Origin of the sequence: Arthrobacter sp. V1I9, from assembly GCF_030817075.1 — a bacterium.
Classification (GTDB): Bacteria; Actinomycetota; Actinomycetes; order Actinomycetales; family Micrococcaceae; genus Arthrobacter.
In genome coordinates, this window is record NZ_JAUSYU010000001.1 from 3,439,446 (window position 1) to 3,465,304 (window position 25,859).

Annotated in this window: 25 protein-coding genes, 1 tRNA gene and 1 pseudogene; 7 read left to right on the plus strand and 20 right to left on the minus strand. The window is 65.5% G+C overall.

Going from position 1 to position 25,859, the window contains the following annotated elements:
• Positions 1 to 20: 20 nt before the first annotated feature.
• The 10 genes and pseudogenes from ureG to QFZ70_RS16105 form a co-directional block, all read right to left on the minus strand.
• Positions 21 to 639, minus strand: a pseudogene (gene ureG / locus QFZ70_RS16060) (urease accessory protein UreG).
• 12 nt (positions 640 to 651) lie between these two features.
• Positions 652 to 1,317, minus strand: coding sequence for an urease accessory protein UreF (locus QFZ70_RS16065; RefSeq protein WP_307097018.1), 666 nt, complete (start codon positions 1,315 to 1,317; stop codon positions 652 to 654).
• Positions 1,318 to 1,527: 210 nt separating this feature from the next.
• Positions 1,528 to 2,013 (minus strand): urease accessory protein UreE, encoded by a 486-nt coding sequence (gene ureE / locus QFZ70_RS16070; protein ID WP_307097019.1) that lies wholly within the window; start codon positions 2,011 to 2,013, stop codon positions 1,528 to 1,530.
• A 10-nt stretch (positions 2,014 to 2,023) separates the two neighbouring features.
• Complete coding sequence (gene ureC, locus QFZ70_RS16075) at positions 2,024 to 3,769, minus strand: urease subunit alpha (RefSeq protein WP_307097021.1); 1,746 nt, start codon at positions 3,767 to 3,769, stop codon at positions 2,024 to 2,026.
• Positions 3,766 to 4,134 carry an urease subunit beta gene (locus QFZ70_RS16080; RefSeq protein ID WP_307097022.1) on the minus strand — a complete coding sequence of 123 codons (369 nt, stop codon included), beginning with the start codon at positions 4,132 to 4,134 and terminating at the stop codon, positions 3,766 to 3,768. The genes ureC and QFZ70_RS16080 overlap by 4 nt, the downstream gene beginning before the upstream one ends.
• Before the next feature lie 11 nt (positions 4,135 to 4,145).
• Positions 4,146 to 4,448, minus strand: coding sequence for an urease subunit gamma (locus QFZ70_RS16085; RefSeq protein WP_307097023.1), 303 nt, complete (start codon positions 4,446 to 4,448; stop codon positions 4,146 to 4,148).
• 224 nt (positions 4,449 to 4,672) lie between these two features.
• Positions 4,673 to 5,224, minus strand: coding sequence for a cysteine hydrolase family protein (locus tag QFZ70_RS16090; protein WP_307097025.1), 552 nt, complete (start codon positions 5,222 to 5,224; stop codon positions 4,673 to 4,675).
• A gap of 62 nt (positions 5,225 to 5,286) precedes the next feature.
• Positions 5,287 to 6,291, minus strand: coding sequence for a LacI family DNA-binding transcriptional regulator (locus QFZ70_RS16095; protein ID WP_307097027.1), 1,005 nt, complete (start codon positions 6,289 to 6,291; stop codon positions 5,287 to 5,289).
• Between the two features lie 103 nt (positions 6,292 to 6,394).
• A complete protein-coding gene (locus QFZ70_RS16100; RefSeq protein ID WP_307097029.1) occupies positions 6,395 to 6,985 on the minus strand; it encodes an HhH-GPD-type base excision DNA repair protein in 591 nt (196 codons plus the stop codon).
• Between the two features lie 80 nt (positions 6,986 to 7,065).
• Positions 7,066 to 8,556: an alpha-N-arabinofuranosidase gene (locus QFZ70_RS16105; RefSeq protein WP_307097911.1), complete on the minus strand. Its 1,491-nt coding sequence runs from the start codon at positions 8,554 to 8,556 to the stop codon at positions 7,066 to 7,068.
• 686 nt (positions 8,557 to 9,242) lie between these two features.
• Between QFZ70_RS16105 and QFZ70_RS16110 the strand changes: the two genes are divergently transcribed.
• Entirely contained in the window at positions 9,243 to 9,965 is a 723-nt protein-coding gene (locus tag QFZ70_RS16110) for an ANTAR domain-containing protein (RefSeq protein ID WP_307097031.1), read from the plus strand.
• 53 nt (positions 9,966 to 10,018) lie between these two features.
• Here the strand turns inward: QFZ70_RS16110 and araA are convergent, their stop codons facing one another.
• The 3 genes from araA to araB are packed head-to-tail and all read right to left on the minus strand — an operon-like array spanning position 10,019 to position 14,045.
• The gene (araA, locus tag QFZ70_RS16115) at positions 10,019 to 11,539 is read right to left on the minus strand and encodes an L-arabinose isomerase (protein ID WP_307097032.1); all 1,521 of its coding nucleotides are present in this window, start codon (positions 11,537 to 11,539) and stop codon (positions 10,019 to 10,021) included.
• A 56-nt stretch (positions 11,540 to 11,595) separates the two neighbouring features.
• Complete coding sequence (locus tag QFZ70_RS16120) at positions 11,596 to 12,303, minus strand: L-ribulose-5-phosphate 4-epimerase (protein ID WP_307097033.1); 708 nt, start codon at positions 12,301 to 12,303, stop codon at positions 11,596 to 11,598.
• A complete protein-coding gene (gene araB, locus QFZ70_RS16125) occupies positions 12,300 to 14,045 on the minus strand; it encodes a ribulokinase (RefSeq protein WP_307097035.1) in 1,746 nt (581 codons plus the stop codon). Before araB ends, QFZ70_RS16120 begins: the two co-directional genes overlap by 4 nt.
• Before the next feature lie 209 nt (positions 14,046 to 14,254).
• Here araB and QFZ70_RS16130 point away from each other — a divergent pair, with 209 nt between their 5' ends.
• The gene (locus tag QFZ70_RS16130; RefSeq protein WP_307097038.1) at positions 14,255 to 14,752 is read left to right on the plus strand and encodes a hypothetical protein; all 498 of its coding nucleotides are present in this window, start codon (positions 14,255 to 14,257) and stop codon (positions 14,750 to 14,752) included.
• Here QFZ70_RS16130 and QFZ70_RS16135 read toward each other — a convergent pair.
• Positions 14,693 to 15,709 (minus strand): LacI family DNA-binding transcriptional regulator, encoded by a 1,017-nt coding sequence (locus QFZ70_RS16135; RefSeq protein ID WP_307097039.1) that lies wholly within the window; start codon positions 15,707 to 15,709, stop codon positions 14,693 to 14,695. The genes QFZ70_RS16130 and QFZ70_RS16135 overlap by 60 nt on opposite strands.
• An 89-nt stretch (positions 15,710 to 15,798) precedes the next feature.
• A tRNA-Lys gene (locus QFZ70_RS16140) sits at positions 15,799 to 15,871 on the minus strand.
• Positions 15,872 to 16,059: 188 nt separating this feature from the next.
• Between QFZ70_RS16140 and QFZ70_RS16145 the strand changes: the two genes are divergently transcribed.
• The 4 genes from QFZ70_RS16145 to QFZ70_RS16160 all read left to right on the plus strand — a co-directional run bounded on the left by QFZ70_RS16145 (position 16,060) and on the right by QFZ70_RS16160 (position 19,294).
• Positions 16,060 to 16,719 (plus strand): hypothetical protein, encoded by a 660-nt coding sequence (locus QFZ70_RS16145; RefSeq protein ID WP_104044197.1) that lies wholly within the window; start codon positions 16,060 to 16,062, stop codon positions 16,717 to 16,719.
• 323 nt (positions 16,720 to 17,042) lie between these two features.
• A complete protein-coding gene (locus tag QFZ70_RS16150) occupies positions 17,043 to 17,660 on the plus strand; it encodes a nuclease PIN (RefSeq protein WP_307097040.1) in 618 nt (205 codons plus the stop codon).
• A 1-nt stretch (position 17,661) separates the two neighbouring features.
• Positions 17,662 to 18,675, plus strand: coding sequence for an inorganic phosphate transporter (locus tag QFZ70_RS16155; RefSeq protein WP_307097042.1), 1,014 nt, complete (start codon positions 17,662 to 17,664; stop codon positions 18,673 to 18,675).
• A gap of 187 nt (positions 18,676 to 18,862) precedes the next feature.
• Entirely contained in the window at positions 18,863 to 19,294 is a 432-nt protein-coding gene (locus QFZ70_RS16160) for a hypothetical protein (protein ID WP_307097043.1), read from the plus strand.
• A 92-nt stretch (positions 19,295 to 19,386) separates the two neighbouring features.
• Here the strand turns inward: QFZ70_RS16160 and pstB are convergent, their stop codons facing one another.
• From pstB to pstS, 4 genes are all read right to left on the minus strand, one after another.
• On the minus strand, positions 19,387 to 20,166 hold the full coding sequence (gene pstB / locus QFZ70_RS16165) for a phosphate ABC transporter ATP-binding protein PstB (protein ID WP_307097044.1): 780 nt from the start codon (positions 20,164 to 20,166) through the stop codon (positions 19,387 to 19,389).
• Between the two features lie 71 nt (positions 20,167 to 20,237).
• Positions 20,238 to 21,347, minus strand: a complete 1,110-nt coding sequence (pstA, locus tag QFZ70_RS16170) for a phosphate ABC transporter permease PstA (RefSeq protein ID WP_307097046.1) — start codon at positions 21,345 to 21,347, stop codon at positions 20,238 to 20,240.
• On the minus strand, positions 21,347 to 22,279 hold the full coding sequence (pstC, locus tag QFZ70_RS16175; protein WP_307097047.1) for a phosphate ABC transporter permease subunit PstC: 933 nt from the start codon (positions 22,277 to 22,279) through the stop codon (positions 21,347 to 21,349). The genes pstA and pstC overlap by 1 nt, the downstream gene beginning before the upstream one ends.
• 105 nt (positions 22,280 to 22,384) lie before the next feature.
• Positions 22,385 to 23,506 (minus strand): phosphate ABC transporter substrate-binding protein PstS, encoded by a 1,122-nt coding sequence (pstS, locus tag QFZ70_RS16180; protein ID WP_307097912.1) that lies wholly within the window; start codon positions 23,504 to 23,506, stop codon positions 22,385 to 22,387.
• Positions 23,507 to 23,760: 254 nt separating this feature from the next.
• On the opposite strand from pstS, the gene QFZ70_RS16185 reads away from it, so the two are divergent.
• Positions 23,761 to 24,888 carry an aromatic acid exporter family protein gene (locus QFZ70_RS16185; RefSeq protein WP_307097049.1) on the plus strand — a complete coding sequence of 376 codons (1,128 nt, stop codon included), beginning with the start codon at positions 23,761 to 23,763 and terminating at the stop codon, positions 24,886 to 24,888.
• Between the two features lie 12 nt (positions 24,889 to 24,900).
• On the opposite strand, the gene QFZ70_RS16190 is transcribed toward QFZ70_RS16185, so the two are convergent.
• Positions 24,901 to 25,767, minus strand: coding sequence for a PRD domain-containing protein (locus QFZ70_RS16190; RefSeq protein WP_307097051.1), 867 nt, complete (start codon positions 25,765 to 25,767; stop codon positions 24,901 to 24,903).
• Between the last annotated feature and the right edge of the window lie 92 nt (positions 25,768 to 25,859).

The following is a 25,859-nucleotide window of genomic DNA, read 5'->3' on the forward strand; positions in this document are numbered from 1 at the left end:
GACCGCGGAACTGTCTGGAATCACTGCGCCAGACCAAGCATCAGGACGTCGTGGCGTATCCAATCGATGACTTTGTCGAGTCCTTCGTCGGTTTTGAGGTTGGTAAAGCAAAAGGGTTTGTTGCCCCTGAATTCCCGCGAATCCCGTTCCATAACTGATAAGTCCGCGCCCACGTGCGGGGCGAGGTCGGTTTTGTTGATGATGAAGAGGTCGGACTTGATCATGCCCTGACCGGCTTTGCGGGGGATTTTCTCACCTTGGGCCACATCGATGATGTAGATGGAAAAGTCGACAAGTTCGGGGCTAAAGGTGGCGGAGAGGTTGTCGCCGCCGGATTCTACGAAGATCACCTGCAGGTCGGGATGGCGGGCTTTGAGTTCCTCGATGGCGGCGGTGTTCATGGAGGTGTCTTCGCGGATTGCGGTGTGCGGGCAGCCGCCGGTTTCGACGCCGATGATCCGGTCCACGGGGAGGATGCCGTTGGCGGCCAGGATTCTAGCGTCCTCGATGGTGTAGATGTCGTTGGTGATGGCGGCCATGGAAATCTCGCCGCTCATGTGGCGGGTGAGCCGTTCCACGAGCTGGGGTTTTGCCGGCTCCGACTGGTCCGCCGATGCCGATTTTGATGGGTTCCGTCATGCTGTCCTCCTGTTAGCTCATGAACATCCGGGCACGTTGGCGTTCGTGCCGCATTTGCGAAATTTCCAGTCCGGGGCTGACAGCACCGAAGTCGTCCGGCGTCAGGTGCGGAATGCGTTCGACGGCGGCAGCAACGTCGTCGGCCGCTTGCCGAAGCAGCCGCTGGCCGGCGTTTTGGCCGAGCGGGATGGCGCGGACGGCGTTCTGCGTCAGCGACGTCACGGTGGCGAAAAGGTAGGCGGCGAGCGCCTCCTGAAGCGGCACACCCAGCGAACGTGCGACGACGGCGAACGCCAGCGGCTGATGCCCGGCGGCGCGGCCCTGGCTCACCAGGTCCCGGTACAGTCCCAGCTCAGCCGAGGGAAAGACCTCCCCACCGATCTCAAGCAGCCGAAGGCCCATCTTCACACTGGCTTCACGAACCTGCCGAGGCAAAAGAGAAGCAGACAAAAGCGAATCCACTTCCCCCACATCAACCCCCTCATAAAGAGACCGAATGGCCAGCCCATCAGAGTAAGAAAGCGACTGCGAAACAAAAGCACCGAGCCAAACCCCAAAAGACCCCTCATCAGAAATGACCCCAGCATCGACATAGGTTTCAAACCCAAGAGAGTGAGCAAAAGCCCCAGTAGGCAAGGCGGAATCACACAACTGCTGCAGCGCCAACTGATAACTCATGGCAGGCACCTCAACGAAAGGCGACCTGTCCGATCGGCGGAGGCGGGAGATAGGGGCCGCGGCGTGGTGGGCCGCGCGGGGGGCCCACTGGCGCGAGGGCCTCGAGCCGAGCTTGCGAGGGTTGGGAGCGCCTGGGGACGGGCACGGCCCCTATCTCCCGCCGAAGCCCCACGGACGGCGCCCCAAGCCGAAGGAGCCGAAGGCGATGACTTAGTGCGAGTGCTCAGCATGGCGGAAAGGTACAGGCATAACGCGTTCCTGGCGGGTGTAGGGCGCACCCACGTGGCGAAGGTAGTCCTCGACGGTGTGGTCGTAAGCGCACACCATGACCTCGGCTTCATATTCCGACGACGAGTCGAAGAACTGTGCCTGGAGGTGCCGGTTGCCGAGCGAGTGCGCCACGACGCCCATCTCGTAAACCGACCGCGGAGCAATCACCAGAACGTCGGTGGGCAGCACGGACACCACGATCATGTTGGAATCGGCGACGTGCAGGATGTCGCCGTCGCGCAGGTCGCCTGAGCCCGGGGGAAGTCGGATTCCGATCTCCTTGCCGTGGTCCGTCGTCGCGCGCTGGATGCGCTTGACCAGCTGGGCGCTGGGAAGCACCACCTTCTCCCGGTGCAGGCCGGCGTAGGCGGCGAGGTCGGTCTCTGGCAGTTCATGCAGGTTGCCGAGGACTTTTTCAATGATCACGGAGAGGCTCCTAAAAGAGGAAGTAGCGCTGGGCCATGGGGAGCACGTCGGACGGCTCGCACGTAATGTCTTCGCCGTCGACCGTTACCTGGTACGTTTCCGGGTCCACCTGGATGTCCGGGGTGGCGTCGTTGTACTTCAAGTCGGCCTTGGTCAGCGTGCGGATTCCCGAGACGGGCCGGATGACCTTCTCCAGCCCCAGCTCGTGCGGGACGCCGGCGTCGATCGCTGCCTGGGACAAGAACGTGATGGAGCACTGCTGCACGGCTTTGCCGAACGCCGCGAACATGGGCCGCATGGTGCGCGGCTGCGGTGTGGGGATGGAGGCGTTGGCGTCACCCATCAATGCGTAGGCGATCTGCCCGCCTTTGAGCACCAGCTCCGGTTTGACGCCGAAGAAGGCCGGGTCCCACAGCACCAGGTCGGCGAACTTGCCCACCTCGACAGAGCCGACGGAGTCCGCGATGCCCTGCGCGATAGCCGGGTTGATCGTGTACTTGGCCACGTAGCGCTTGAGGCGGAAGTTGTCGCTGCCCGCACCCAAGCCCGGCTCAGCGCCGTGGACACCGCCGTCATCATCCAAAAGCACCCCACGCTGCTTCTTCATCTTGTCCGCCACCTGCCACGTGCGGGTGATCACCTCGCCCACCCGGCCCATTGCCTGCGAGTCGGAGGAGGTGATGGAGAAGATGCCGAGGTCCTGCAGGACGTCCTCGGCAGCGATGGTCTCGGCCCGGATCCGGGAATCCGCGAACGCCACGTCCTCCGGGATGTCCGGGTTGAGGTGGTGGCACACCATCAGCATGTCCAGGTGCTCTTCGATGGTGTTGCGGGTGTACGGCAGCGTGGGGTTGGTGGACGCCGGCAGGACGTTGGGCATCCCGGCGATCTTGATGATGTCCGGGGCGTGCCCGCCGCCCGCGCCCTCGGTGTGGAAGGTGTGGATGACGCGGCCGTCGATGGCGCGGATGGTGTCTTCCACAAAGCCGCACTCGTTGAGGGTGTCGGTGTGGATGGCCACCTGGACGTCGTACTCATCCGCCACTGTCAGGGAGGTGTCGATCGAGGCGGTGGTGGAGCCCCAGTCCTCATGAACCTTGAGCCCGATGGCGCCGGCGCGGATCTGCTCGGCCAAAGGTTCGACGGCGGACGCGTGGCCCTTGCCGAACAGGCCGATGTTCATGGGAAAGCCCTCGGCCGCCTGCAGCATCCGCTGGATGTGCCACTTCCCAGGAGTTACCGTGGTGGCCTTGGTGCCTTCGGCCGGGCCGGTGCCGCCGCCGATCATGGTGGTGATGCCGCTGGTCAGCGCGGTGGGAATCTGGTCCGGGGAGATGAAGTGTATGTGGGTGTCCACTCCCCCCGCAGTGAGGATCCTGCGTTCGCCGGCAATGATTTCAGTGCTCGCGCCGATCACAATGTCCACGGCGTCGCTGATTTGCGGGTTGCCGGCTTTGCCGATCTTGAAGATGTGGCCGTCCTTGATCGCGACGTCGGCCTTGAAAATCCCGGTGTAGTCCAGGATCACCGCGTTGGTGATGACGGTGTCCGGAACGTCCTCCTCCCGGGTCATCTGGCCGTTCTGGCCCATCCCGTCGCGGATCACTTTGCCGCCGCCAAACACCACTTCCTCGCCGTACACGGTGAGGTCCTTTTCGATCTCAAGGAACAGGTCGGTGTCCGCCAGCCGGATGGCGTCACCGGTGGTCGGGCCGTAGAGATCGGCGTACTGCCTGCGGGGCATCTCGAAGCTCACTGCTCGTCCTTTTCTGCTGCGGCACCCGGCCGGGCTGGGTCCTCAAGATGTGTCGCGTAGTCCAGCGGCCCGTTGACCGCATTGCTCAGTCCGTACACCTCACGGGTGCCGGCGAGTCCGATGAGCCGCACGTTCCGGGAATCCCCGGGCTCGAACCGTGCGGCGGTTCCGGCGGGAATGTCCAGGCGCCGGCCGTAGGCTGCCTCCCGGTCGAAGGTCAGGGCCGCGTTCGCCTCGGCAAAGTGGAAATGCGAGCCCACCTGCACGGGCCGGTCGCCGGTATTAATAACGACGACGTCAATCGCCTCCCGCCCCGCGTTCGCCGTCACCGGCTCGGCTCGCAGGATGTACTCTCCGGGAATCATGGCCTGCCCCTTCAGCGGATGGGATCGTGGACGGTGACGAGCTTGGTGCCATCCGGGAAGGTGGCCTCGATCTGCACGTCGCGGATCATCTCAGGCACGCCTTCCATCACCTCGTCCCGGCTCAAAAGGGTAGTGCCGTAGCTCATCAGGTCGGCCACTGTGCGGCCGTCCCGGGCGCCCTCGATCAGTTCGTAGCTGATAATGGCCACGGCTTCGGGGTAGTTGAGCTGAAGTCCTCGGGCCTGGCGGCGCCGGGCGAGGTCGGCGGCCACTACGATCAGCAGCTTTTCCTGCTCACGTGGCATCAGATGCATGTGGGTCCCTTCGGCGGCCAGCGGACGGCGTGGGACCCACAGTAGGTGGCCAACGTTTCGGCCACATTTCAGTTTTGTTATGCGCGGCTCTCCGCGTCCCGATCCCAGTTCCGGGGACCTCCGGCCGGCCGCGCTGAAACTCCCCAGGTTTCAATCCGGGGAAGGCGAGGACGACGGCGTTTCGCCGGGGACACGCCGTCGGCCGCCCTTGAAGGTGGGGAGACTCAGCGGCGGAGGCCGGCCAGGATCTCGTCGCTGGACTGTACGGGCTGGCGGTAACTGGTGGAGAGGATGCGCAGCATGTCCGCAGCGTCCTGGTTGTCCTCCGATGCCATGGCATCCTTCGCGTAGGTGACCCGGATGTTGTGGGCGAAAGCGTCGGCGCCGGTCTGGGCGATGCAGTTGTGGGTGGAAACCCCGGCAAGCACCACTTCGTCAGCACCCCAGTTACGCAGCCGGGCCAGCAAATTGGTGCCAACAAAGGCGCTGTCACGCGTCTTGTTCAGCTGTGGCAGGCCGTCGATGGCGAGGCCGGGCACGGCCTGCGCCTGCTCGCTGCCGCGGAAAATGAAGCCCTGGTCGTCGTCAAGCATGTTCAGCGTCCACGTGGATTTGTCCCGCTCGTGCTCGGTACCAACCATTAACGCCTTATGCCCGTTTGCCTTGAAAGCTTCGAGCAGCCTGTTGCAGGACTCGACCAGCCGTTCCTGCTGCTCGGCCAGTTCCGGCGCCTCGAAGTACGCGTTCTGCATGTCAATGACAAGAAGTGCAATCATGTGGGCACCTTTCCCTCGTAGAGATCTGCGGGAAAGGTACCCTGTGGCTGGGCGGCTGAAACCTAGGGTGCGGATTCGCGGATCTTCAGCCGGAACCCGGCCTCGACATGAACGCCCTGGCTGTCCGTTTCCTGCCCCTCGATCCGGTCGAGCAGCAGGGCGACGGAGCGTTCCGCGATCTCCTCCATGCCCGGCGAGACGGTGGTGAGGGACGGCGACGCAAACCGCGCCTCATCGATATCGTCGAAGCCGGCTACGGCCACCTCATCCGGCACCCGGACACCGCGGATCAGCAGTTCATGCATGGCTCCCAGCGCCAGGACGTCGTTCAGGCCGAAGACGGCGTCGAACTCCACGCCCTTTTCCAGGAGCCCGGCAACAGCGGCCGCGCCATTGTCCCGGCGCCACTCGCACGGCGCGATCAGCGCCGGATCGAAGGGAATCCCGGCCTGCTCCAGCGCATTCCGGTAGCCGTTGAGGCGAAGCCCGGAACTGCCTGTGGACTCCTCCGGGTGCGCGCCGACCACGGCAACCCGACGGCGGCCCGCCGCCAGCAGGTGGGCGGTCAGGGCAGCGGCGGCTTCCCCGTTCTTCATGGTGACGAGGTCGAACCGGGGATCCAGGATGTGTTCGCCCAGCATGACCAGCGGCTTCTTGCCCACGCGGGCTGCGATGGCCTCGGCGTCGATCATCAGCGGCGTGAACAACAGGCCGTCGGTCAGCTGGCGAAACGGCCCCTGCAGGGCGTTCAGCTCCACGTCCGCCACGGCGTCTGACTGTTCCACCAGCACCCGGTAGCCCCGCTGTGCGGCTGCTTTCATCAGCCTGGAGGCAAGCTCCGCGTAGTAAGGCGCGGAAAGGTCTGACAGGACCAGGCCCAGCATCCGGGTCTTGCCGGAGCGGAGGCTGCGGGCGGTGAGGTTTGCTTCGTACCCGAGTTCGGCGATGGCGTCCTGGACCCGCTGCTTGGTGGCGGGCCGGATGAACTCGTAGTCGTTCAGGACGTTCGACACCGTCTTGAGCGATACGCCCGCCGCCCTCGCTACGTCATTCATGGTGACCGCCATCGTGGCTCCTTTTTGTGGTTCCGCCTGTTCCTGGCATACATCGTTGCAGAGGATGCGTTCCGTGCGGGAACCGCCATGAGCTGGCGGGCCGGGACGAGTCCGGTCAGCCCGTCGCTTTTGCTGCCTTCGCTGCTGCCTTGGCGGCCTGCTTGCTGGCCCGTACTTTCACCAGGGACTCCGGATCAACGATGTCGGCGACTGAAAGGTAAGCCCCTTCCTCGCCGTAATGCCCGGCCGCTTCGCGCCAGCCTGGCGCCTGGAGGCCGCACTGCTTGCCCAGCAGGGCAAGGAAGATCTTGGCCTTCTGCTCACCGAAGCCCGGCAACGCCTTCAACCGGCGCAGCACCTCGCTGCCGTCGGGCCCGCCTTTGGTCCAGATGGCTGCGGCATCGCCGTCCCACTCGCTCTGCACGGTTTCGGCGAGCGCCTGCACTCGTGCCGCCATCGAACCCGGAAAGCGGTGCACGGCCGGCCGCTCCTTGAACATCTCGACAAAGGCCTGCGGTTCCTGCGAGGCGATGGCCTCGGGCTTCATGGACCCGATCCTGGTTTTGATTTTCTCGGGCCCGGCAAACGCCGATTCCATGGTCACCTGCTGGTCCAGCAGCATGCCCGTCAGCAATGCGAAAGCGTCCTCGCTCAACAACTTGTCCGCGTCGGGATCCCCCGTGATGTGCAGTTCCATGCCGTCCATCCTCCCAGAGGTTCCCCACGACAGTCAGCGGCGTACGGGGATCTGCTTCCCGCGCCCCGCTGAAAGTCTCACCTGTGAGGCTAATGGGCCACGGCCAGCCGGATCATGGACCATGACACTGCCGGCAGCTCGGCGGTGAGCCGGCCGCCGTCGGCCTTCACGGAAACGTTCTCCGACGGCAGGACCGACGTCGAATCATCTGCCGTTGCCTGCCAGTAGGGGTCCTTGTTGGCGTACGTGACGGCCTCAACAACGCGGACGTTACCGAGACCGGACACCACCGCGTCCAGAGCGAGCGCCTCCGTGGCCGAGCGGTTCACGGCGAACACCACAGCCCCGCCCTTCTCGGCGTCGTAGGTGGCGACGGCGGACACCGCCGCAAAGTCGAGCGTCTTGCCGCCGCTGACCAGCGGGGATTCGACGGCAAGCTGCAGCACCGTTCCGGAAGCGTGCCGTGAGGTGAGCGCGAACGGGTGGAAGGTGGTCTGCTTCCACGCACGGCCGCCGGGCTCGGTCATGATGGGGGCGATGACATTGACCAGCTGCGCCAGGCTGGCGGAGTGGACCCGGTCCGTGTTCTTGAGCAGCGTGACCAGGAGATCACCGACGACGACGGCATCCGCCACCGTGTAGGTGTCCTCGAGCAGGACGGGGGCAACGGGCCAGTCCTTGCCGATAGGCGCCCGGGACTCGTCCCGGCTCATGTGCCACACGTTCCACTCGTCGAAGGAGATGTTCACCTGCCTGGTGGACTTCTTCACGGATTTCACGTGGTCGATGTGGCTCACGATGTCGTGGATGAAGGCTTCCATCCGATGGCCGGCGGAAAGGTGTTCCTGCAGGTCACCGAAGTCCTCGAAGTATTGGTGCGCCGAGATGAGGTCCACCAACTCGTAGGTCTCCGAGAGGACGACGCGCTCCCATTCGCCGAAGGTGCTCATGGTGGGGCCGGAACTGCCGCAGGCCACCAGTTCAAGGTCGGGTTCAACCATCCGCATGCCGCGGGCGGTATCGGCGGCGAGCCGGCCGTACTCCCGGGCATTCTTGTGCCCGATCTGCCAGGGACCGTCCATCTCGTTGCCCAGGCACCACATTTTGATGCCGTAGCCGTTTTCCGCGCCATTGGCCCGGCGCTGGTCCGATAAGGCAGTGCCGCTATCGATGTTGCAGTACTCCAGCAGGTCCAGCGCTTCCTGCGTGCCACGGGTGCCCAGGTTCACGGCCATCATGGTCTCGACGCCGGCTTTTGCTGACCACTTGGCGAACTCGTCAACGCCCACCAGGTTGGGATCGGTGGAGTGCCAGGCGAGGTCGAGACGGACCGGCCGCTTGTCCGCGGGGCCCACGCCGTCCTCCCAGCGGTAGCCGGAGACGAAGTTGCCGCCAGGGTAGCGGATAGTGGACACTCCGAGTTCGCGGGTCAGCTCCAGCACGTCGCCGCGGAAGCCGTCCTCGTCGGCCTGCGGATGGTCCGGCTCAAATATGCCCGTGTACACACAGCGTCCCAGGTGCTCCACAAACGCACCAAAAGTGCGGCGGCGGACGGGCCCAACCGCAAAGGCGGGATCCATGGTGATCTTTGCTGCCGCGGGTCCTGCGTCGCTGGTCCCGGGACCTGCCGGTTCTGTTGTTGCCACGAAAACGTCCTCGTTCCTGGGTTTCTTCTGATTTTTTTACAACGTTATAGAAACATTGTTGACGGGGCTGCGGCTCGAGTCAACCCCGGCGGCCGGACATAGGTCTCGGATGCGTGCAGTGCGGTCCCCGGCGGGGCCGGGACGCCCACCTGCGAAGACACCAAAAACAGGTAGAAAGGGCAAAAAACCAAGTAGTACCTAATTACAAAAACGAGTACCGGTTACGCGTTCTCCCCAGGCCGCCACGCAACTAGGTTTTTCACAGAGACAAGACATGTTTTGGCTCGCGGTACTTGACTCACGAGGGGGTGTGAGACGAAATGCATGCACGATACGCAAGCTCCGACTTCCCGGTCCGACGGACCCGGGCACTAGACGGGGCCGGCGACGAGGAGGCCTTCGAGACCAAGGCCTCTCCCCCAGCCGTCGCCGGCCCTCTCACTTCCCCGCAGAGCCCCAATCACCACCGGCAGGGCGCCGCCACTCCGGGAACCGGCCCACGCGGAAACTCCCCGTTGGGGCACACTGCGCCGGCAACCCCGCGGCAACCAAGGACAGCGACCCCCACAGCAGCGAAAGCTTCCGCAGCAGGTAAACCGGACGGGATCCTGCTGGACCTGATGACAGGCACGGAGACACTGCACGACTCCCTTAAACTGCTCGCGGCCGCATCCGCCCGGGCCGTTGTCCCCACGGCAGGCCTTGTCATTGAATGCGGCGTGGTGGTGCACCAGACGAAGAGGGCGCCGGCCATCACCGGCACCTCCCCGGAAATCATCCGCCTGCTGGAGTGGGAGCAGGAAGCGGGCGAAGGGCCGGTCAGTGAGGTCCTGTCCGGGGGACATCCCGTGGCAGTGCTGCAAAGAAGTGGGGACTTCCGCTGGCCGCGGTATTGCAGCCAGTTGCAGCTGGCCACCGTGGGCAGCGTCCTGGGCGTCCGGCTCCGCCTGGACCAGGACGGGGAGGTGCGGGACGATGGCACTCCTGTCCGCCAGACCAGCGCGGCCCTGGCTTTTTTTGCCCAGGACGCCAAGGCGTTCCCGCTGCAGGTAATTTCGGAGGCACGGGCCTTCGCGGGCCTTGCCTCCAAGAGCCTGCAGATGGCCCTCGACCTGCACAACGCGAGGTCCACGGCCTCGGACCTGCGTTTGGCATTGGACAGCCGCACGTCCATCAACGTGGCATGCGGCGTGATCATGGCCCAGAACAGGTGCTCCTACCACGAGGCCTTTTCGATCCTGGCCAAGGCGTCAAGCCACCGGAATATCAAGGTCCGCAGGGTGGCGGAGGACATCCTCGAGCGGTTGCCTGAGGGCCCTCCACGCGCACACTTCGGCCACTAAGCAAGCCAGGCGGCACACACCCAGGAGGAAGCACTGCTTTCGGGAAGGGCTGCCTAGATTCCGCCGGCCAGTTTGTAGTAGGCGGCGTTCCAGTTCAGGTCCTTTTTGAACTGGCGGATGGTGGTTCCCTCGTCGATGGTCAGAAGCTCGGTTTTGGCGATTTCCGCGAAGTCCTCGAATACACCCATGCCCACTTGGGTGGAGAGCACCGTGTGGTGCGCGGCGCCGGCGGTGAGCCAGGCGGCGGCGGAGGTGGCAAAGTCAGGTTTGGGCTGCCACAGCGCGCGGGCCACGGGAAGGTTCGGCAGGGGCCGGTCCAGCGGGACCACGTCCACGGCGTTGGCCACCAGGCGGAACCGGTCGCGCATGTCCGAAAGGGCCACGACGACGCCCGGGGAGGCATCGGCGTCGAACACCAGGCGGACGGGGTCTTCCTTCCCGCCGATGCCGAGCGGATGGATTTCCAGTCGCGGCTTGCCGGCGGTCAGGGAGGGGCAGACCTCCAGCATGTGCGCGCCCAGGATTTTCTCGGCGCCGGGTTCCAGGTGGTAGGTGTAATCCTCCATCAGGGACGCTCCGCCGGGCAGTCCCGCGCCCATGACCTTCGCGGCGCGGACCAGGATGGCAGTCTTCCAGTCGCCCTCGGCGCCGAAGCCGTAGCCGGCCGCCATGAGCCGCTGCACCGCCAGGCCGGGGAGCTGGCGAAGCGCGCCGAGGTCCTCGAAGGAGGTAGTGAACGCGGCTGACCCGTTCGCTTCCAGGAAACTGCGCAGGCCCAGCTCAATCCGGGCCCCGTAACGCAGCGATTCGTGGCGGGGCGCGCCTGCGCGGAGCTCCGGCACCACGTCGTAAAGGTCCTCGTACTCGGCGACCAGCGCGTCGACGTCGGACTCCGCGGCGCCGTGCACGGCGTCGGCGAGTTCGTTGACGGACCAGGTGTTGACCGCGACGCCGAAGCGCAGCTCGGCCTCGGTCTTGTCGCCTTCGGTGACGGCGACGTTGCGCATGTTGTCGCCGAAGCGGGTCAGCTTCAGGGTCCGCACGGCAGCCCAGCCGGCGGCGGCGCGCTGCCAGGACCCCACCTGGCGGGCCACCTCGGGGTTTGACACGTGCCCCACAACGGTCTTGCGGGCAATGCCGAGGCGGGACTGGATGTAGCCGAACTCGCGGTCACCGTGGGCGGCCTGATTCAGGTTCATGAAGTCGAAGTCGATGTCCGCCCAGGGCAGGTCCCGGTTGGCCTGGGTGTGCAGGTGCAGCAGCGGCTTGCGCAGCAGGTCCAGGCCCTGGATCCACATCTTGGCCGGCGAGAAGGTGTGCATCCACGCGGTGACGCCGATGACGGAATCGTCCGAGTTGGCCTCCAGGGCCGTACGCCGGATGGCGTCCGAGTCGGTCAGGACCGGCTTCCACACGATCCGCACCGGCACCGAGGATGAAGCGTTGAGCTGGTTGGCGATCTCCTGGGACTGGGCGGCCACCTGTTTTAGGACGTCCTCGCCGTACAGGTGCTGGCTGCCGGTGAGGAACCAGACCTCGTAGCCGTCAAGGGAAGTGTTTGCTGCGCTGCTCATGGGTCTCCTGAAAAGTTTGGGGGCGGGTCTACTGGCATGGGCTTACTCGCCTGGGTTTACTGGCCGTAGACGTTCTGGTAGCGGGCGTAGAGGGAGTCGATGTGGCCCTGGTCGATGGCGACGGGCTCGCCGAGCTGCCGTGCGATGTGGACCGTGCGGGCCACTTCCTCGCACATCACTGCCGCCTTCACCGCGGACTTGGCGTCCTTGCCGATGGTGAACGGCCCGTGGTTCTGCATCAGCACCGCCGGGGAATTGGAGTTTTTCAGCGTCTCCACGATCCCGTGGCCGATGGAATCGTCACCGATCAGCGCGAACGGCCCCACCGGGATGGATCCGCCGAATTCGTCGCTCATCATGGTCAGCACGCACGGGATCGCCTCCCCGCGGGCCGCCCACGCGGTGGCATAGGTGGAGTGCGTGTGCACCACCCCGCCCACCTCGGGCATGTGCCGGTACACGTAAGCGTGCGCAGCAGTGTCCGACGACGGCGACAGCGCCGGGTTGCCCCACTCACCTGCGGCATCGCCATCCACGGGCACCCCGTAGAGATCCGTGACCACCATCTGTTCCGGGGTCAGGTCCTGGTACGAGACGCCGGACGGCTTGATCACCATCAGCTCGTGGCCGGGAACCCTGGCCGAGACGTTCCCCGCCGTCCACACCACCAATCCATACCGGGTCAGCTCTGCGTGCAGGGCACAGACTTCCTCCCGAACGCGGGCAATAGTGCCCAGGATTCCGGTTCCAGTTCCTGCGCTCATGCCGGCACCTCCGCAGCAGCCGCGGAAGTGTTGGCCGCAGGTTCAAAAACGGAGCCGGCCGCCCTGCGCTGGATGGCTTTGAGCCGGTGCATCACGTCGTTGCTCCCGCGGCCGAAGTAGTCGTGCAGAACCTTGTACTCCTGGAAGAGTTCCCCGTACGCGGCCACGTTTTCCGGGATCGGTGTGTAGACCTCGCCGGGTTCGGAACCCATCGCCGAGGCGGCTTCGCGGATGTTTGGGTACTGTCCCGCAGCGACGGCGGCGTGGATGGCGGAACCGAGGGCCGGGCCCTGGGCGGAACCGATCGTGGATAACTGCAGATTAGTGGCGTCCGCGTAGATCTGCATCAGGAGCGGGTTCTTCAGCAGGCCGCCGGCCACGATGAACTCCTTCACCGGAACACCCGAGTCGCGGAACGCGTCCACAATGGTCCGGGTGCCAAAGGCGGTGGCCTCCAGCAGTGCCCGGTAGGAATCCTCGGGCCGCGTGGCAAGGGTCTGCCCTACCACGATGCCGGAGAGCTCGTGGTCCACCAGCACCGAGCGGTTGCCCGAATGCCAGTCAAGGGCGATGAGGCCGTGCTCACCGATGGCCTGCTGGGACGCCAGTTCGGTGAGGTATTCGTGGATGCCGAGCCCGGCTGATTCCGCTGCCTGGTGGTATTCGGGCGGCACGCCGTACTTCGTGAACCAGCCGAAGATGTCGCCTACACCGGACTGACCGGCTTCGTAGCCCCAGAGTCCGTCCACGATCCCGCCGTCCACCGCCCCGCACATCCCGGGCACTTCTCGCAGTTCGGTGCCGTTCATAACGTGGCAGGTGGAGGTACCCATGATGGCCACCAGCTGGCCGGGATCCACCGCCCTCGCAGCAGGCGCCGTCACATGGGCGTCCACGTTGCCCACCGCCACGGCGATGCCCTCGGGCAGACCCGTCCAGGCAGCAGCCTCGGCAGTGAGGTACCCGGCAGCGTCGCCGAGCCGGCCGATCGTGTGCTCGAGCTTGGTGCTGACGAAGTCCTTGAACTGCGGGTTCAGGGCCGCCAGGAAGTCCTCCGACGGGTAACGCCCATCCTGGTAGATTCCTTTGTACCCGGCGGTGCAGGCGTTGCGGACGTACTGGCCGCACAGCTGCCAGACGATCCAGTCGGCCGCTTCGACCCAGTGGTCCATGGCCGCGTAGGCTTCCGGGTCCTCCTCCAGGAGCTGCAGTCCCTTGGCGAACTCCCATTCGGAGGAGATCAGCCCGCCGTAGCGCGGCAGCCAGTCCTCGCCCCGTTCGGCAGCTAACTGGTTGATCCGGTCGGCCTGGCCCTGCGCGGCGTGATGGCGCCACAGCTTCACGTACGCGTGCGGCCGGTTCTCGAATCCGGGCAGTTCATTCAACGGCGTGCCGTCAGCCTTGGCCGGAACCATGGTGCAGGCAGTGAAATCCGTGGCAATTCCGACCACGGCGGCCGGGTCGATCCCTGCTTCGGCGACTGCTGCCGGTACCGCAACCCGCAGGACATCGCGGTAATCGTTGGGCACCTGAAGCGCCCACTCCCCGGGAAGCCGGGCGCTCTGGGCGCCGGCACCGGTCACATCCACGGGGAGCGCGCCTGTAACCACCGCGTGGGGGTACTCGTATACACCGCTGCCGACCTCCTTGCCGTCGCGGACGCGGACCACCACTGCCCGGCCGGAAAGCGTTCCATAGTCCACACCGATGACGTAGCTGTCCGTGTCTGCTGTGACGTCCATAAAAGAGTTCCTCCGATAGCTGCCGCAGCTTCGCGACCCTTTCATTGTGAGCGCTAACAAGGTTCATGTCAATGGCGGCGTTGAATGCTCTAGCGGCTCGAAAGGTCGTCTGCTCGTTCCCGGAACTATGCCGGGCGCGCCGGGAAGTGTGGGACGCTGCCTGAAGGGGTACGGACAGACTGAATCGCAGCACAACCGGAAGGAGCTCCGTGGACGACGCAAAACCGCCCGCCCGTGCCGGCGGTCTCGCGTGGCTGGCAGGTCCGCTCTCCACCGGCTTCGGACTGGCTGCCCACATTGCGGCCGGAGGCCCCGCGCCCAGCCTCATGATCCTTGGGGCGCTGACCGCGCTGTTCGCCATGGCGGCGGCAATACTGGGGCGCTTCCCGTTGCCGGGCTGGGCACTGCTGCTTTTGTGCGGGGTGGCCCAGCAGCTGCTTCACGTGGGGTTTGCGGTTTTTGCCGGCGGCTCCGGAAGCGGGCTTTCAGTGCACGGGCACGGCGGAGTGGCTCAGGAACCATTGCGGGCCGGTGAGCCGGCCGCGCCGGCGGGTTATTCGCTGCACCTGATGCTGTACCTGCACATGGGCGCGGCACTGGCGTCGAATGCGGCCGTCACTTACTGGCCCCGGTTTGCCGGCTGGTCCTCAGCCCGGCAGCGGAGCTGTGCTCCCCCGGCGCACCAACTCCGGGATGACCACGGTTGAGCTGACGGCGGCGCCCGCCTCAATCTCCTTCAGCATGGTGTCCATGCAGCGCCTGCCCAGCTCTTCGAAGTCCTGGCGAACGGTGGTGAGCGGCGGGGTGAAGTAGCCGGACTCCGGCTGGTCGTCGAAGCCGACGACGGAAACGTCGTCGGGCACCCTGACCCCCGCCTCGTTGAAGGCGCGAAGCACCCCGAGTGCCATCTGGTCATTGCCCACGAACACTGCGGTTGCCGCCCGTTCCGCTGCCAGCTGCCGCCCGATGGCGTAACCGCTGCCGGCGCTCCAGTCGCCTTCCAGCAGCAGGTCGTCCTGAAGCCCGGCATGCTGCAGCGCCGCGCGCCAGCCCTCGGTCCGCAGGGCGCCGTCGATCCAGTCCGCGGGCCCGGCAACGTGTCCGATCCTCGTGTGCCCCAGTTCGATGAGATGTCCGACGGCGATCTCCGCGCCGCGCTTCTGGTCCACCATCGCCCCGCTCACGGCATCGTTGCCCGCCGAGCCGACAGCCACCACGGGCACGCCGGGATTAAATTCCTCCAGGATCCGCAGGGTTTCGGTGTGCGGCACCAGGACGGCGATGCCATCCACCGCCTGGTCCAGGAAGTGCCTTAGCGCATCGAGGATGGCGTCCCTGCCCACCGAACGCAGCGCGGCGATGCTGACGAAGTAGCCTGCGTTCCGGGCTGCCTGCTCCACTCCAAGGAGCGTGTTGGCGGGGCCGTACTGGGAAAGCTCGCTGCCGAGCACACCGATGGTTTGCGAGCGCCGGGTCACCAGGCTCCGGGCTGCTGTGTTCCGCCGGTAGCCAAGCTCGGCGATGGCAGCCTCGACCTTTTCCCGGGTTGCCTTGCTGACATTGGGGTGGCCGTTGACCACCCGGGAAACGGTCTGGTGCGAGACGCCGGCAAGTTCGGCCACGTCCTCAAGGCGCGGCAGCCGCCCGGTGCTGCTTTTTGTCATGCCCCCATTGTGCCGGTTGCCGCCAACAAGAAATCCCCCGGCGGCCTCGGGGAGGCTGCCGGGGGATTTCCCGCTCTTCGCTAAAAGAGTGGGCCCTGTGGGGCTCGAACCCACGACCCACGGATTAAAAGTCCGATGCTCTACCAACTGAGCTAAAGGCCCCAACCGGGCTGCGTCGGCACGCTGTGCCGGCCAACCCGGCCCATCCATTTCTGGACGTTAATACTCTAACCCATGGTCAAGGCACCATTCGCACGCACGCCGCGCTCCGCCGTCGCGCCCTGCCTCCGCACGCACTGGCTATGTCCTGGTGCTCGATTTCCCGCGGGGCACAGGAGTAGCGTGGGGGCATGAGCGAGCAAACAGGTTCCAGTCATTACGGCGGCGCCAACCGGCACCACAAGCCGAAGCCTTTCGCGCCAGTCGACTTCGAACCCTTCGCCGGCGGCGCCGACCCCGCCCGCGTGTCCGAAGCGGCGCACCTCGCTGCCCAGGCGCTGGTCCGCCACGGCCGGGACAGCGACGACCCCGTGGTGACCGATCGGCTGGTGAAGCTTGCGGACGAGCAGGGACTGGAGGCCATCGCGGAGATGTGGGCCGAAAGCCCGGCCCGTTCGCTGCCCGGCGCGCTGTGGCGGCTGTACGCCTTGCGCGCGGCCACAGTCCAGGACCCGGAGCGCATTTCGGTGTACTTCCGCGCAGGCAAGGACACCGCACAGGTCTCCAACGTGGTGGCCGGGGCCGCCGAGCCTCCCGGCGCTGACGAGATGAAAGCGATGGCTGACGCCATCCTTTCGGGCGCGTTCGACGGCGAGTTCGACGTCGCGCTGGAACGTTCCGCCGCGTTCTGCCGGGTGGTGGCGCTCGGCCAGGCCACGCTGGCCGATGGTGCCGAGCACGGCAACGAGGCGCACGCCAGCAAACTCACCCGCAACTCGCATCAGCTGGTAAAGACCGCCGAGGACCTTGAGCACGCCGCCAACGCATGGCGTTTGGGCGAACTCGACTGACCGAAGCCTAATGGCCCAAGAGCCCGGATCTGTCAATGTTGACTTGGGCCAACCAACGTAGAACACTGAAACTGGTGCCGAGCCGCGAAACCCCCGGGCTTCAACATTCAGCCGCCTAGAGCGGCCTACCGCCGAGAGGCGTATCCGGTTCGGCACCATTTTTCTGCCCAATTACCGATCGCCTATTTCCTTCCTGCACATCTCCTCAAGGTCCATTTCAGGGGTGCAGTTACGGGCCGGTAGAGTTAGGGTCAGTTGCGCGCCGGGGTCAAGTCACACGGCAGGCAACTCCCGCCCCGTACTTATCCCGGAGACCGGTAACTGTGAAGCTGCGCCTTTTTCCCCAGGAGCCCGCCGGGCTGAACCTCTTATCGCAGATGGCACAGCAAATCGTGCTGGCCAGCGCCACCCTGGCTGAAATCCTCGGCGTACCCGCCGCAGAGCACGGCAAGCTCGTGGAGGACATGCACAACCACGAGGCCAAATCCGCGGAGCTGCACTTCGCCCTCCTCACCCACATGCGCACCAGCTTCGTGAACCCGCTCCCCCGCGAAGACATGTATGCCCTGTCCCGCTACCTCAACGAAGCCATCGAGAAGCTGGATGGCGCGGCTGAACTGGTGGCGCTGTACCGCCTCGAGCGGCTGCCCAAGCGTGCCGCGGACCAGCTGGAAATCATCAGCCGGCAGGCCGAGCTCACCGTGGACGCCATGCGCCGGCTCGACAACCTGGACGACCTGGAGGATTACTGGATCGAGATCCTCCGCCTGGCCAAGCGTGCTGAACGGACGCACCGGGTCTGGGTGGCGGACATGATCAGGGACATGAAGTGGGCGCAGTACTCACGGAACCGTGATGTCGCCGACCAACTGGTGGACGTTACCAAGGACATGCGGCGGATCGCCACCCAGGTAGGCAGCATCATCGTCAAGGAATCCTGAGGTGACAGCTGTCGTCTTCGGCGCGGTGGTCCTGCTGGCAGCCGTGTTCGCGTTCGTCAACGGCTTCCGCGACGTCTCCACCTCGGTGGCCCTTGCCGTCCGGACCCGTGCACTCACACCTAGCGTGGCAGTGCTGCTGGCCGCCTTCTTCAACTTCCTGGGTGCCCTGATGAGCGCACTCCTGGCGGTGGCCGTCAGCCAGACCTGGATCCACCTGCCCGAAGGGACGGACGGCCTCAGCATCCTGCTCGCCGGTCTTGGCAGCGCCATCACGTGGGGCATACTGCTGTGGTGGCGGGGCATTCCGGCCTCTTCAACGCACGCCCTGGTAGGGGGCCTCGCCGGCGCCGGGCTCGCCAGCCTGGCGGTGGGCGGTACGGGCGTGGGCGGGGTGGACCATTCCCTGTTGTTTCAGGTGGTCCTGCCACTGGTGCTGTCGCCGCTGGTGGCCTACAGCGGCACCTTCCTGCTCGTGTACCCGGCCACCTGGGCTGCCCGCTACACACAACCCAGCGTGGTCAACCAGCGGTTCCGCCGGAGCCAGTCCATAGCTGCCGGGGCGGTCGCCTTTGGCCACGGCCTGCAGGACGGGCAGCGGATCAGCGCCGTGCTGATCCTCGCCCTGCTGGCCGCGGGCTATTCCGACGGCGGCACCATCCCCGTGTGGGTGGCGCTGCTTACGGCGGTGATGATCACTGCCGGCACGCTGTACGGGGGCTGGCGGATCTCGCACACCATCGGCTACAAAATCACCAAGATTGATCCGCTGCGCGGCTCGGTGGCGCAGATCTTCAGCGCCCTCATGCTGTTTGTGGGCGCGATTGGCCTGCAGTGGCCGCTCTCCACCACGCATACAGTCACCTCCGCGGTGCTGGGCGCCGGTGAAAACCAGAACTTTTCGGTGACCAACCGGAAGCTGGTGATCCGCATCGTGGCACTGTGGATCCTGACGCCGGCGGCGACGGCCGCCCTCGCGTTTGTCCTGGCCCTGGCACTGTCCCCGCTGGCTGGGTGAACGGTGGCCGCACGGTGGCCCGCGCCGTCATTCCCCGGGGGGAGCCTGGAAGTCCCTGCTGCCCTGTACAGGCTGACACGTCTGACGTAATTTCGACAGTACGCCCCAAGCGCTGCTGCCGGGGCCGACATCCGCCGCCGGGTGCAGGGCCGCGGACCAACGCCGCTGCAGAATACCGGCGGCCCGGATGCACATCGCGGAAAAGAGCACCGTGTCCAACTCGAATCCCCGGCACTCCCTGCCCCAGCCACGGCAGATGGAATGCGAAACCTGCGGGACGCAACACCACCTGACCATCCACGCCATCACAGCGATGGGGGCAGCCAACGGTGACCTGGTCACCGTTTCGTACACCTGCAATGACTGCCGCCGGTTCCACGAACACCTTGCGTACGCGGCGGACGTGGCCGCGGCCCTGCACCAGGTGCGCTGGATGGCCAAGGTGGTTATGTTCGGTGATGAGTACGTCCACTGCGGCTTCCCCATGGAGGCAGCCGAGTTCGAAATTGAACGCTTGTGCTACCGCACCAGCAGCGGCAGTGGCGGACTCAGCGCCGTCTCACTTCCCACCAGGGTCCTGCGCTGCCGGTGCGGCTTCCAGCTGGAAGTGCCCGAGTAGCCGCCCGGGGCGAGTGCCCGGTCCAGCCGGCTGTGGGCCCACGGCCGCAGGGGTCCCCGGGCGAACGTGCGAGCCTGGGGCGCGGCTGGGGATTATCCGAACCGGCCGGAGACGTAGTCCTCAGTTGCCTTCTGGGTGGGGTTGCTGAAGATGGTGTGGGTGTCCCCGATCTCAATCAGCTTGCCGGGCTTGCCGGTGCCCGCGATGTTGAAGAAGGCGGTCCGGTCCGAAACGCGGGCTGCCTGCTGCATGTTGTGGGTCACGATCACCACGGTGTACTGGTCCTTGAGCTCGTTGATGAGGTCCTCGATGGCCAGGGTGGAGATGGGGTCCAGCGCGGAGCAGGGCTCGTCCATCAGGATCACCTGCGGTTCCACGGCGATGGCCCGGGCGATGCAGAGCCGCTGCTGCTGGCCGCCCGAGAGGCCTGAACCGGGCTTGTCCAGGCGGTCCTTGACCTCGTTCCACAGGTTGGCGCCCTTTAGCGAGCGCTCCACCAGGACGTCAGCCTCGCCCTTGGAGATTTTTTTGTTGTTCAGCTTCACGCCGGCCAGCACGTTGTCCCTGATGGACATGGTGGGGAACGGGTTGGGCCGCTGGAAGACCATGCCGATCTGCGAGCGGACAGTTACGGGATCCACGCCGGGGCCGTACAGGTTGTCACCGTCGAGCAGGACCTCGCCCTCCACGCGGGCACCGGGAAGCACCTCGTGCATGCGGTTGAGGGTCCGCAGGAAGGTGGACTTACCGCAGCCGGACGGACCGATAAAGGCGGTGACGGACTTGGCCTCGATGTTGATGGTGACGTCTTCCACCGCGAGGAATTCGCCGTAGTACACGTTCAGGTCCTTGACGTCGATGCGCTTAGACATGATGTTCCTTCACTAACTGGGTATGAATTGAAGTCTATGACCCGGCCCGTGGGACCGGAAGGAGCAGGCGGTCAGCGGCCTGTCTTGGGGGCGAAGACCCTGGCGATCAGCCGGGCGCCCAGGTTGAGGATCATCACCAGGATGATCAGCACCAGGGCTGCACCCCAGGCCCGCTGTGACGATGGGTCCGGGTTGGCCGGTGAGGTGGGATTCAGGATCTGGGTGTAGATGAATGTGGGCAGCGAGGCCATCCAGCCGCTGAACACGTTGGAATTGATGCTGGTGGCGAAGCCTGCGGTGACCAGGATGGGGGCAGTCTCGCCAATGACGCGGGCGATCGCCAGGGTGACGCCGGACGCGATGCCGGAAATCGCCGTCGGGATGACCACCTTGACAATGGTCCGCCACTTGCGCACGCCCAGGGCGTACGCGGCCTCGCGCAGTTCGTTGGGAACGATCTTCAGCATTTCCTCGCTGGACCGCACCACCACGGGGATCATCAGCACGGAAAGGGCGACGGCGGCAACGGCACCGGTCTTGGTGCCCGGGCCAACCACGGCGAAGAAGAAGGCCGCGGCGAAGAGGCCGGCCACGATGGAGGGGATGCCGGTCATTACGTCAACGAAGAACGTGATGGCGCGGGCAAGCCGGCCGTCGTTGCCATATTCCACCAGGTAGATGGCGGTCAGCAGGCCCACCGGCACCGAGATGATGGTTGCCAGCAGCGTGATCTGAACCGTGCCCAGGAGCGCGTGGTAGATGCCGCCCAGGACCGGGGTGCCTTGTTCCACTGCCCTGGTGTCGAAGACGCCGGTGACGCCGTTCATGGAGGTGGTGAGGAATCCGGGCGTAAGGAGCCCGGGCACACCGTTGACGAGCACGGTCCAGATCACCGAGAAGAGCGGGAGCAGGGCCACGAGGAAGGAACCCACCACCAGGCAGGTGGCCAGTTTGTCCTTGGCCTTGCGGGACCCCTCGACGGCGGCGCTCCAGGACACCAGGCCGATGGCGAACAGGATCGCGGAGACTATGCCCCAGCCGAACGCGTTAAAGCCCACCAGGGCGAGGATGGCCGCACCGACGATCAGCGCGACGGCCAGGACCACGTAGGGCGCGTACTTGGGCAACTGGCCCTTGGTAAGCGCCGAGCGCTTGCGTACGGGAGTAAGCGTGGAGGTCATTAGTTGGCTCCCGAGAATTCTTTGTGCCGGGTGATGATCCAGCGCGCGATCATGTTCACGGCCAGGGTGATGACGAACAGGACCAGGCCGGCGGCGATCAGCGTGCTGACCTTGAGCCCGCTTGCCTCGGGGAAGTTCAGGGCGATCTCCGCGGCGATTGTCTGGTTGCCGGACTGGATCAGGCTTGCGGTCAGCGCGCCGGAGGAGAGCACCAGGGCCACGGCCATGGTCTCGCCGAGGGCGCGGCCGAGGCCCAGCATAACGGCGCTGATAATGCCTGGGCGGGCGAACGGCAGGACGGACATCTTGATCATTTCCCAGCGCGTGGCGCCCAAAGCGAGCGCGGCTTCCTCATGCAGCTTGGGGGTCTGGAGGAAGATCTCGCGGGAAAGTGAGGTGATGATCGGCAGCACCATAACGGAGAGGACGATTCCTGCCGTGAGGATAGTCTTGCCAGTGGCGGAAGCCGGGCCCTGGAAGATGGGCAGCCAGCCCATGTTGCCCGCGAGCCAGTTATAAGCCGGGGAGATTTCCTTGGCCAGGAACGCTGCACCCCAGGCGCCGTAGATTACAGACGGGATGGCTGCGAGCAGGTCCACCACGTACCCCAGGCCGGACGCGAGCCCGCGCGGGGCAAAGTGTGAGATGAACAGCGCGACGCCGATGGCGATGGGCGTGGCGATGACCAGCGCGATGACTGCCGCGATGAGCGTGCCGATCACAATGGGCCAGATGTAGGCGAAGAAGCCTTCGCCGCCCTGGATCTCGGCGGCCGGTGCGGTCAGCGCCGGGATGGCCTGGACCACCAGGAAGAGTGCGACGCCGAAGAGGACGGCGAGAATGAGGCAGCCCGCGGCCAGGGCGGCACCCGAAAAGATTTTGTCCCCGGCGCGGCCGGCGCCCTGGGTGCTGGTCAGGGAGGTGGCGGTCATTCGACGGCCCTTCGATCGATTACTGGGAGGGGAAGAGGCTGCGTCCAAAGCCAAGTTCCCCGCACTGCCTTTCGGCAGGCGGGGAACCCGGGTTCAGAGCGGTTATTAGGACTTGACCTTGATGGACTCGATGGCCGCGGCGGCCTTCTCGGCCAGGGCCGGGGAGAGCGGGGCGGACTTGGCGGAATCCGCGGCGGCCTGCTGGCCTTCCTCGGAGACGACGTAGTTCTCGAAGGCCTTGACCAGGTCAACGGTTTCCTGCTTGTCGTATGTGCTGCATACCACGTGGTAGGAAACGAGGACCACCGGGTAGGCGCCGGCCGCGCTGGTCTTGCGGTCCAGCTTGATGGAAACGTCGGTGCTGGCGCGGCCTTCAACGGGGGTGCCTGCTTCCACGGCCTTGGCGGCTGCTTCTGCGGAGATGGCTACGAATTCCTCGCCCACCTTGATGGACGCGGTGCCGAGAGTGCCGCCAACAGCGGAGTCATCAGCGTAGGTCACGGCGCCGGGGGTGTCGGTAACGGTTTTGACCACACCGGAGGTGCCCTTGGCGTTCTCGCCCTGCAGGGTTGCAGGCCAGATGCCGTCAGACTCGTCTGTCCAGACCTCAGGAGCTGCCGTAGCGAGGTAATCGGTGAAGTTGGTGGTGGTGCCAGAGTCATCCGAACGGTTTACCGGTGTGACCTTGAGGTCCGGCAGGGTAACGCCCTCGTTGAGCGCGGCAATTGCGGGATCGTTCCACTTGGCAATATCGCCGCGGAAGATCTTGGCCACCGTAGCGGCGTCGAGCTTCAACTCGGTGATGCCGGGGAGGTTGAAGGCCACGGCGATCGGAGAAATGTAGACGGGGATGTTGATGGCACCGTCGGGACCGCACACGGCCTTGGAGCTTTCGAGCTCTTCGTCCTTGAGGTAGGCGTCCGAACCGGCGAACTGTGCCGAGCCGTCGAGGAGGGCCTTGCGGCCTGCGCCGGAGCCGTCCGGGGAGTACTGCACGGTGGCGCCCTGGTTAGCGGAAGCGAAACCGGCCTTCCACGCGTCTATGGCTGCACCGGTGGAGGAAGCTCCGATGCCGGTGAGGGTGCCGGTGACCTTGGTGCCGGCTGAAGTCTGGCCGCCGGTAGGCGAGGTGCCCGTGGCGTTGTCTGAACCGCAGGCGGTGAGCGCGAGAGCGCCGGCTGCGATAACAGCGATAGCCGCGTGGCGGCCGAAGCGGAGTGCCTTCACTAGTTGTACCCCTTCCAGGGTCTCAGTCTTGCGGGCAGGACCGGAGACGCCCTGCAGCGCGATGCGTACGTTTTGTACCTTCATCGAAGTTAAGGGCCGCAGGTAACGGGATTGGCGGTCCAAAGTGAACGGGACATTAACGACGGCGGGATATTGGCTTACAAGTGCCGGGTTCCCATTGCGTAGATCACATGTCCGGCCGTAGTGCACAGGCTTCAGAAATATAAGGTCCAGGCAGCAATAGACTGGACGTCATGGCCCCCGCAGCAGGACTCTCAGCAAGCAGGCGGTTCCTGCATGGCCGTATCCGCACCGGCCTGATCCGCAGCCGGAACTCCCTGCTTCCTGCCATCCAGATGACCCTCTGTGCGGTGGGTGCCTACGCCTTCGCCGAGTATGTGCTGGGCCATTCCGGTCCCCTGTTCGCCGCCACGTCCTCCCTCATCGCCCTGGGCTTTTCCCGGGAACCGAGGCTGCGCCGGGTGGTGGAGGTGGGCCTGGGCTGCACCATCGGCATCGCAGTGGGTGACCTGCTCCTGCACTGGCTGGGCGGCGGGATCTGGCAGGCCGCCGTCGTCCTTCTCTTCTCCATCCTGTTGGCACGCTTCCTCGACAGCGGCACCATCTTCACCACCCAGCTGGGGCTGCAGTCGCTCCTGGTTGTGTTGCTGCCCGCGCCGGCCGGCGGGCCGTTCACGCGGAGCATCGACGCAGTGGTGGGCGGCCTCTGCGCCCTACTGGTCACCATCCTCATCCCCAAGGACCCCCGGCGGGAGCCCCGCAAGGACGTCCAAAAGCTGCTCCACGAACTGGCCGAGGTGCTGCGCGAGTGCGGCGACGCGCTCGTCAACAGCGATTCCACGCAGGCGTGGCACGCCCTTATTCGGGGCAGGAACTGCCAGCCGCTGGTGGACGGAATGCGCCAGTCCCTCCGCGCGTCCGGGGAAGTGGCCACCCTCGCGCCGGCCTACAGGAGGCACCGGGAGGAACTGGACCGGCTCAAGCAGTCGCTCGACTTCATTGACCTGGCGCTGAGGAACAGCAGGGTCTTCGCACGCCGGCTCACCAGTGCTATCAACCACGCTGCGCTTTCCGATGAGGCGACGGAGAACATGGCGGAAGTGCTGCAGGAGACCGCTGCCGCTATTGACGAGTTGTCGCTGGGCTTGGCGGAAACGCACGACGGCGTCCGCCGCGCCCACCTGCGCACGGCCCGCCGGGACCTGAGCGAAATCGCCCTGCGCCTGCATCCCAAAATGCTGGAGGTGCAGAGGCTGGAAGGGGAAACAGTGGTGATGCTGTACAGGCCGCTGATGGTGGACCTGCTGGAGGCCACCGGCATGGACGCGCGCGAAGCCCGGGACGTGCTCCCCGCGTTGTAACCAGCCGGTGGTTCAGCTGCCGGTTTCGGCGCCCTGGTTGAGGCGAAGGTCGTCAGCCATCCGGGCCACGTGAAGGGTCAGGTAGGTTACCTCGTCATCGGTGAGGGGCTCGCCGAGCCGGAGTTCCAGGACGGCCTGCAGCTTCAGGGCAGTGCCGAAGGCCTCGGGGTAGGCTTCGCGGATGGCGGACCCCAGTCCGGTTGATCCTTCCGCCAACTGCCGCCCGGTGTGTGCACGGACGAAGAAGTAGCGCAGGTGGGTGATAAAGCGGGCGGCGTTGACGGTTTCCCGGTCAAAGGCGCGGCCATAAGCCTGCTCCAGGACCTCAAAGAGCTGGGCGAAGACGCCCGTCATTTGGTACGTGTAGGAGAGGTCGCCGCTGGCGAAGCCTGCGTTGACGAGGTGGAGTGCCACTGCAACCGACTCGTCGCGGGGCAGCTGTTCCTCGAGTCTGTCGTTGACGAAATCGACGATTTGCTGCCCCATCCGCAGCTCATCCGGGTAAAGGTGGGCAACCTCGGCCCGGAGCGGGTATTCAATGTTCAGGCCCTGCCGAAGCCGTTTGATGGCGAAGCTGAGGTGGTCCGCAAGTGCCACCACTGTGGTGGAGTTCAGCGATCCTGTCATCCCCCCGCGGGCAATTTCCAGCGCCTGGTCTGCCAGCGTTAGGTGCTCGGGCGGGATGGCTGCCACCAGGGCGCCGAAGTTGTCGGCGTTGCGGCCGTCTTCGGGAACGAAGACGCGTACCACCTTGGTTTCGTCCACCAGCTGGCCAGGTTTGGCCTGGAACCCCAGGCCGCGGCCGGTGAGGATGACCTCTCCCCTGTCGGCGGCGCGGGCGAGGACGACGTTGTTGTTGAAAACGCGCAACACCTCCACGTCGTCCTCCTTTCATCGTCGAGCGGAACAAGTGGCGAGCCTTGAGTTTCCGGACAGGTACGGCGACTTTTAAAACGCTTTGAGCCGTCGCA

Bases quoted from the DNA above. Each gene is read 5' to 3' on its own strand.
- QFZ70_RS16065 (WP_307097018.1), bottom strand. From the start codon at position 1,317: ATGAGTTATCAGTTGGCGCTGCAGCAGTTGTGTGATTCCGCCTTGCCT.
- QFZ70_RS16080 (WP_307097022.1), bottom strand. From the start codon at position 4,134: ATGATTCCCGGAGAGTACATCCTGCGAGCCGAGCCGGTGACGGCGAAC.
- QFZ70_RS16085 (WP_307097023.1), bottom strand. From the start codon at position 4,448: ATGCATCTGATGCCACGTGAGCAGGAAAAGCTGCTGATCGTAGTGGCC.
- QFZ70_RS16090 (WP_307097025.1), bottom strand. From the start codon at position 5,224: ATGATTGCACTTCTTGTCATTGACATGCAGAACGCGTACTTCGAGGCG.
- QFZ70_RS16095 (WP_307097027.1), bottom strand. From the start codon at position 6,291: ATGGCGGTCACCATGAATGACGTAGCGAGGGCGGCGGGCGTATCGCTC.
- QFZ70_RS16100 (WP_307097029.1), bottom strand. From the start codon at position 6,985: ATGGACGGCATGGAACTGCACATCACGGGGGATCCCGACGCGGACAAG.
- QFZ70_RS16105 (WP_307097911.1), bottom strand. From the start codon at position 8,556: ATGGATCCCGCCTTTGCGGTTGGGCCCGTCCGCCGCCGCACTTTTGGT.
- QFZ70_RS16110 (WP_307097031.1), top strand. From the start codon at position 9,243: ATGACAGGCACGGAGACACTGCACGACTCCCTTAAACTGCTCGCGGCC.
- araA (WP_307097032.1), bottom strand. From the start codon at position 11,539: ATGAGCAGCGCAGCAAACACTTCCCTTGACGGCTACGAGGTCTGGTTC.
- QFZ70_RS16120 (WP_307097033.1), bottom strand. From the start codon at position 12,303: ATGAGCGCAGGAACTGGAACCGGAATCCTGGGCACTATTGCCCGCGTT.
- araB (WP_307097035.1), bottom strand. From the start codon at position 14,045: ATGGACGTCACAGCAGACACGGACAGCTACGTCATCGGTGTGGACTAT.
- QFZ70_RS16135 (WP_307097039.1), bottom strand. From the start codon at position 15,709: ATGACAAAAAGCAGCACCGGGCGGCTGCCGCGCCTTGAGGACGTGGCC.
- QFZ70_RS16145 (WP_104044197.1), top strand. From the start codon at position 16,060: ATGAGCGAGCAAACAGGTTCCAGTCATTACGGCGGCGCCAACCGGCAC.
- QFZ70_RS16160 (WP_307097043.1), top strand. From the start codon at position 18,863: ATGCACATCGCGGAAAAGAGCACCGTGTCCAACTCGAATCCCCGGCAC.
- pstB (WP_307097044.1), bottom strand. From the start codon at position 20,166: ATGTCTAAGCGCATCGACGTCAAGGACCTGAACGTGTACTACGGCGAA.
- pstA (WP_307097046.1), bottom strand. From the start codon at position 21,347: ATGACCTCCACGCTTACTCCCGTACGCAAGCGCTCGGCGCTTACCAAG.
- pstC (WP_307097047.1), bottom strand. From the start codon at position 22,279: ATGACCGCCACCTCCCTGACCAGCACCCAGGGCGCCGGCCGCGCCGGG.
- QFZ70_RS16185 (WP_307097049.1), top strand. From the start codon at position 23,761: ATGGCCCCCGCAGCAGGACTCTCAGCAAGCAGGCGGTTCCTGCATGGC.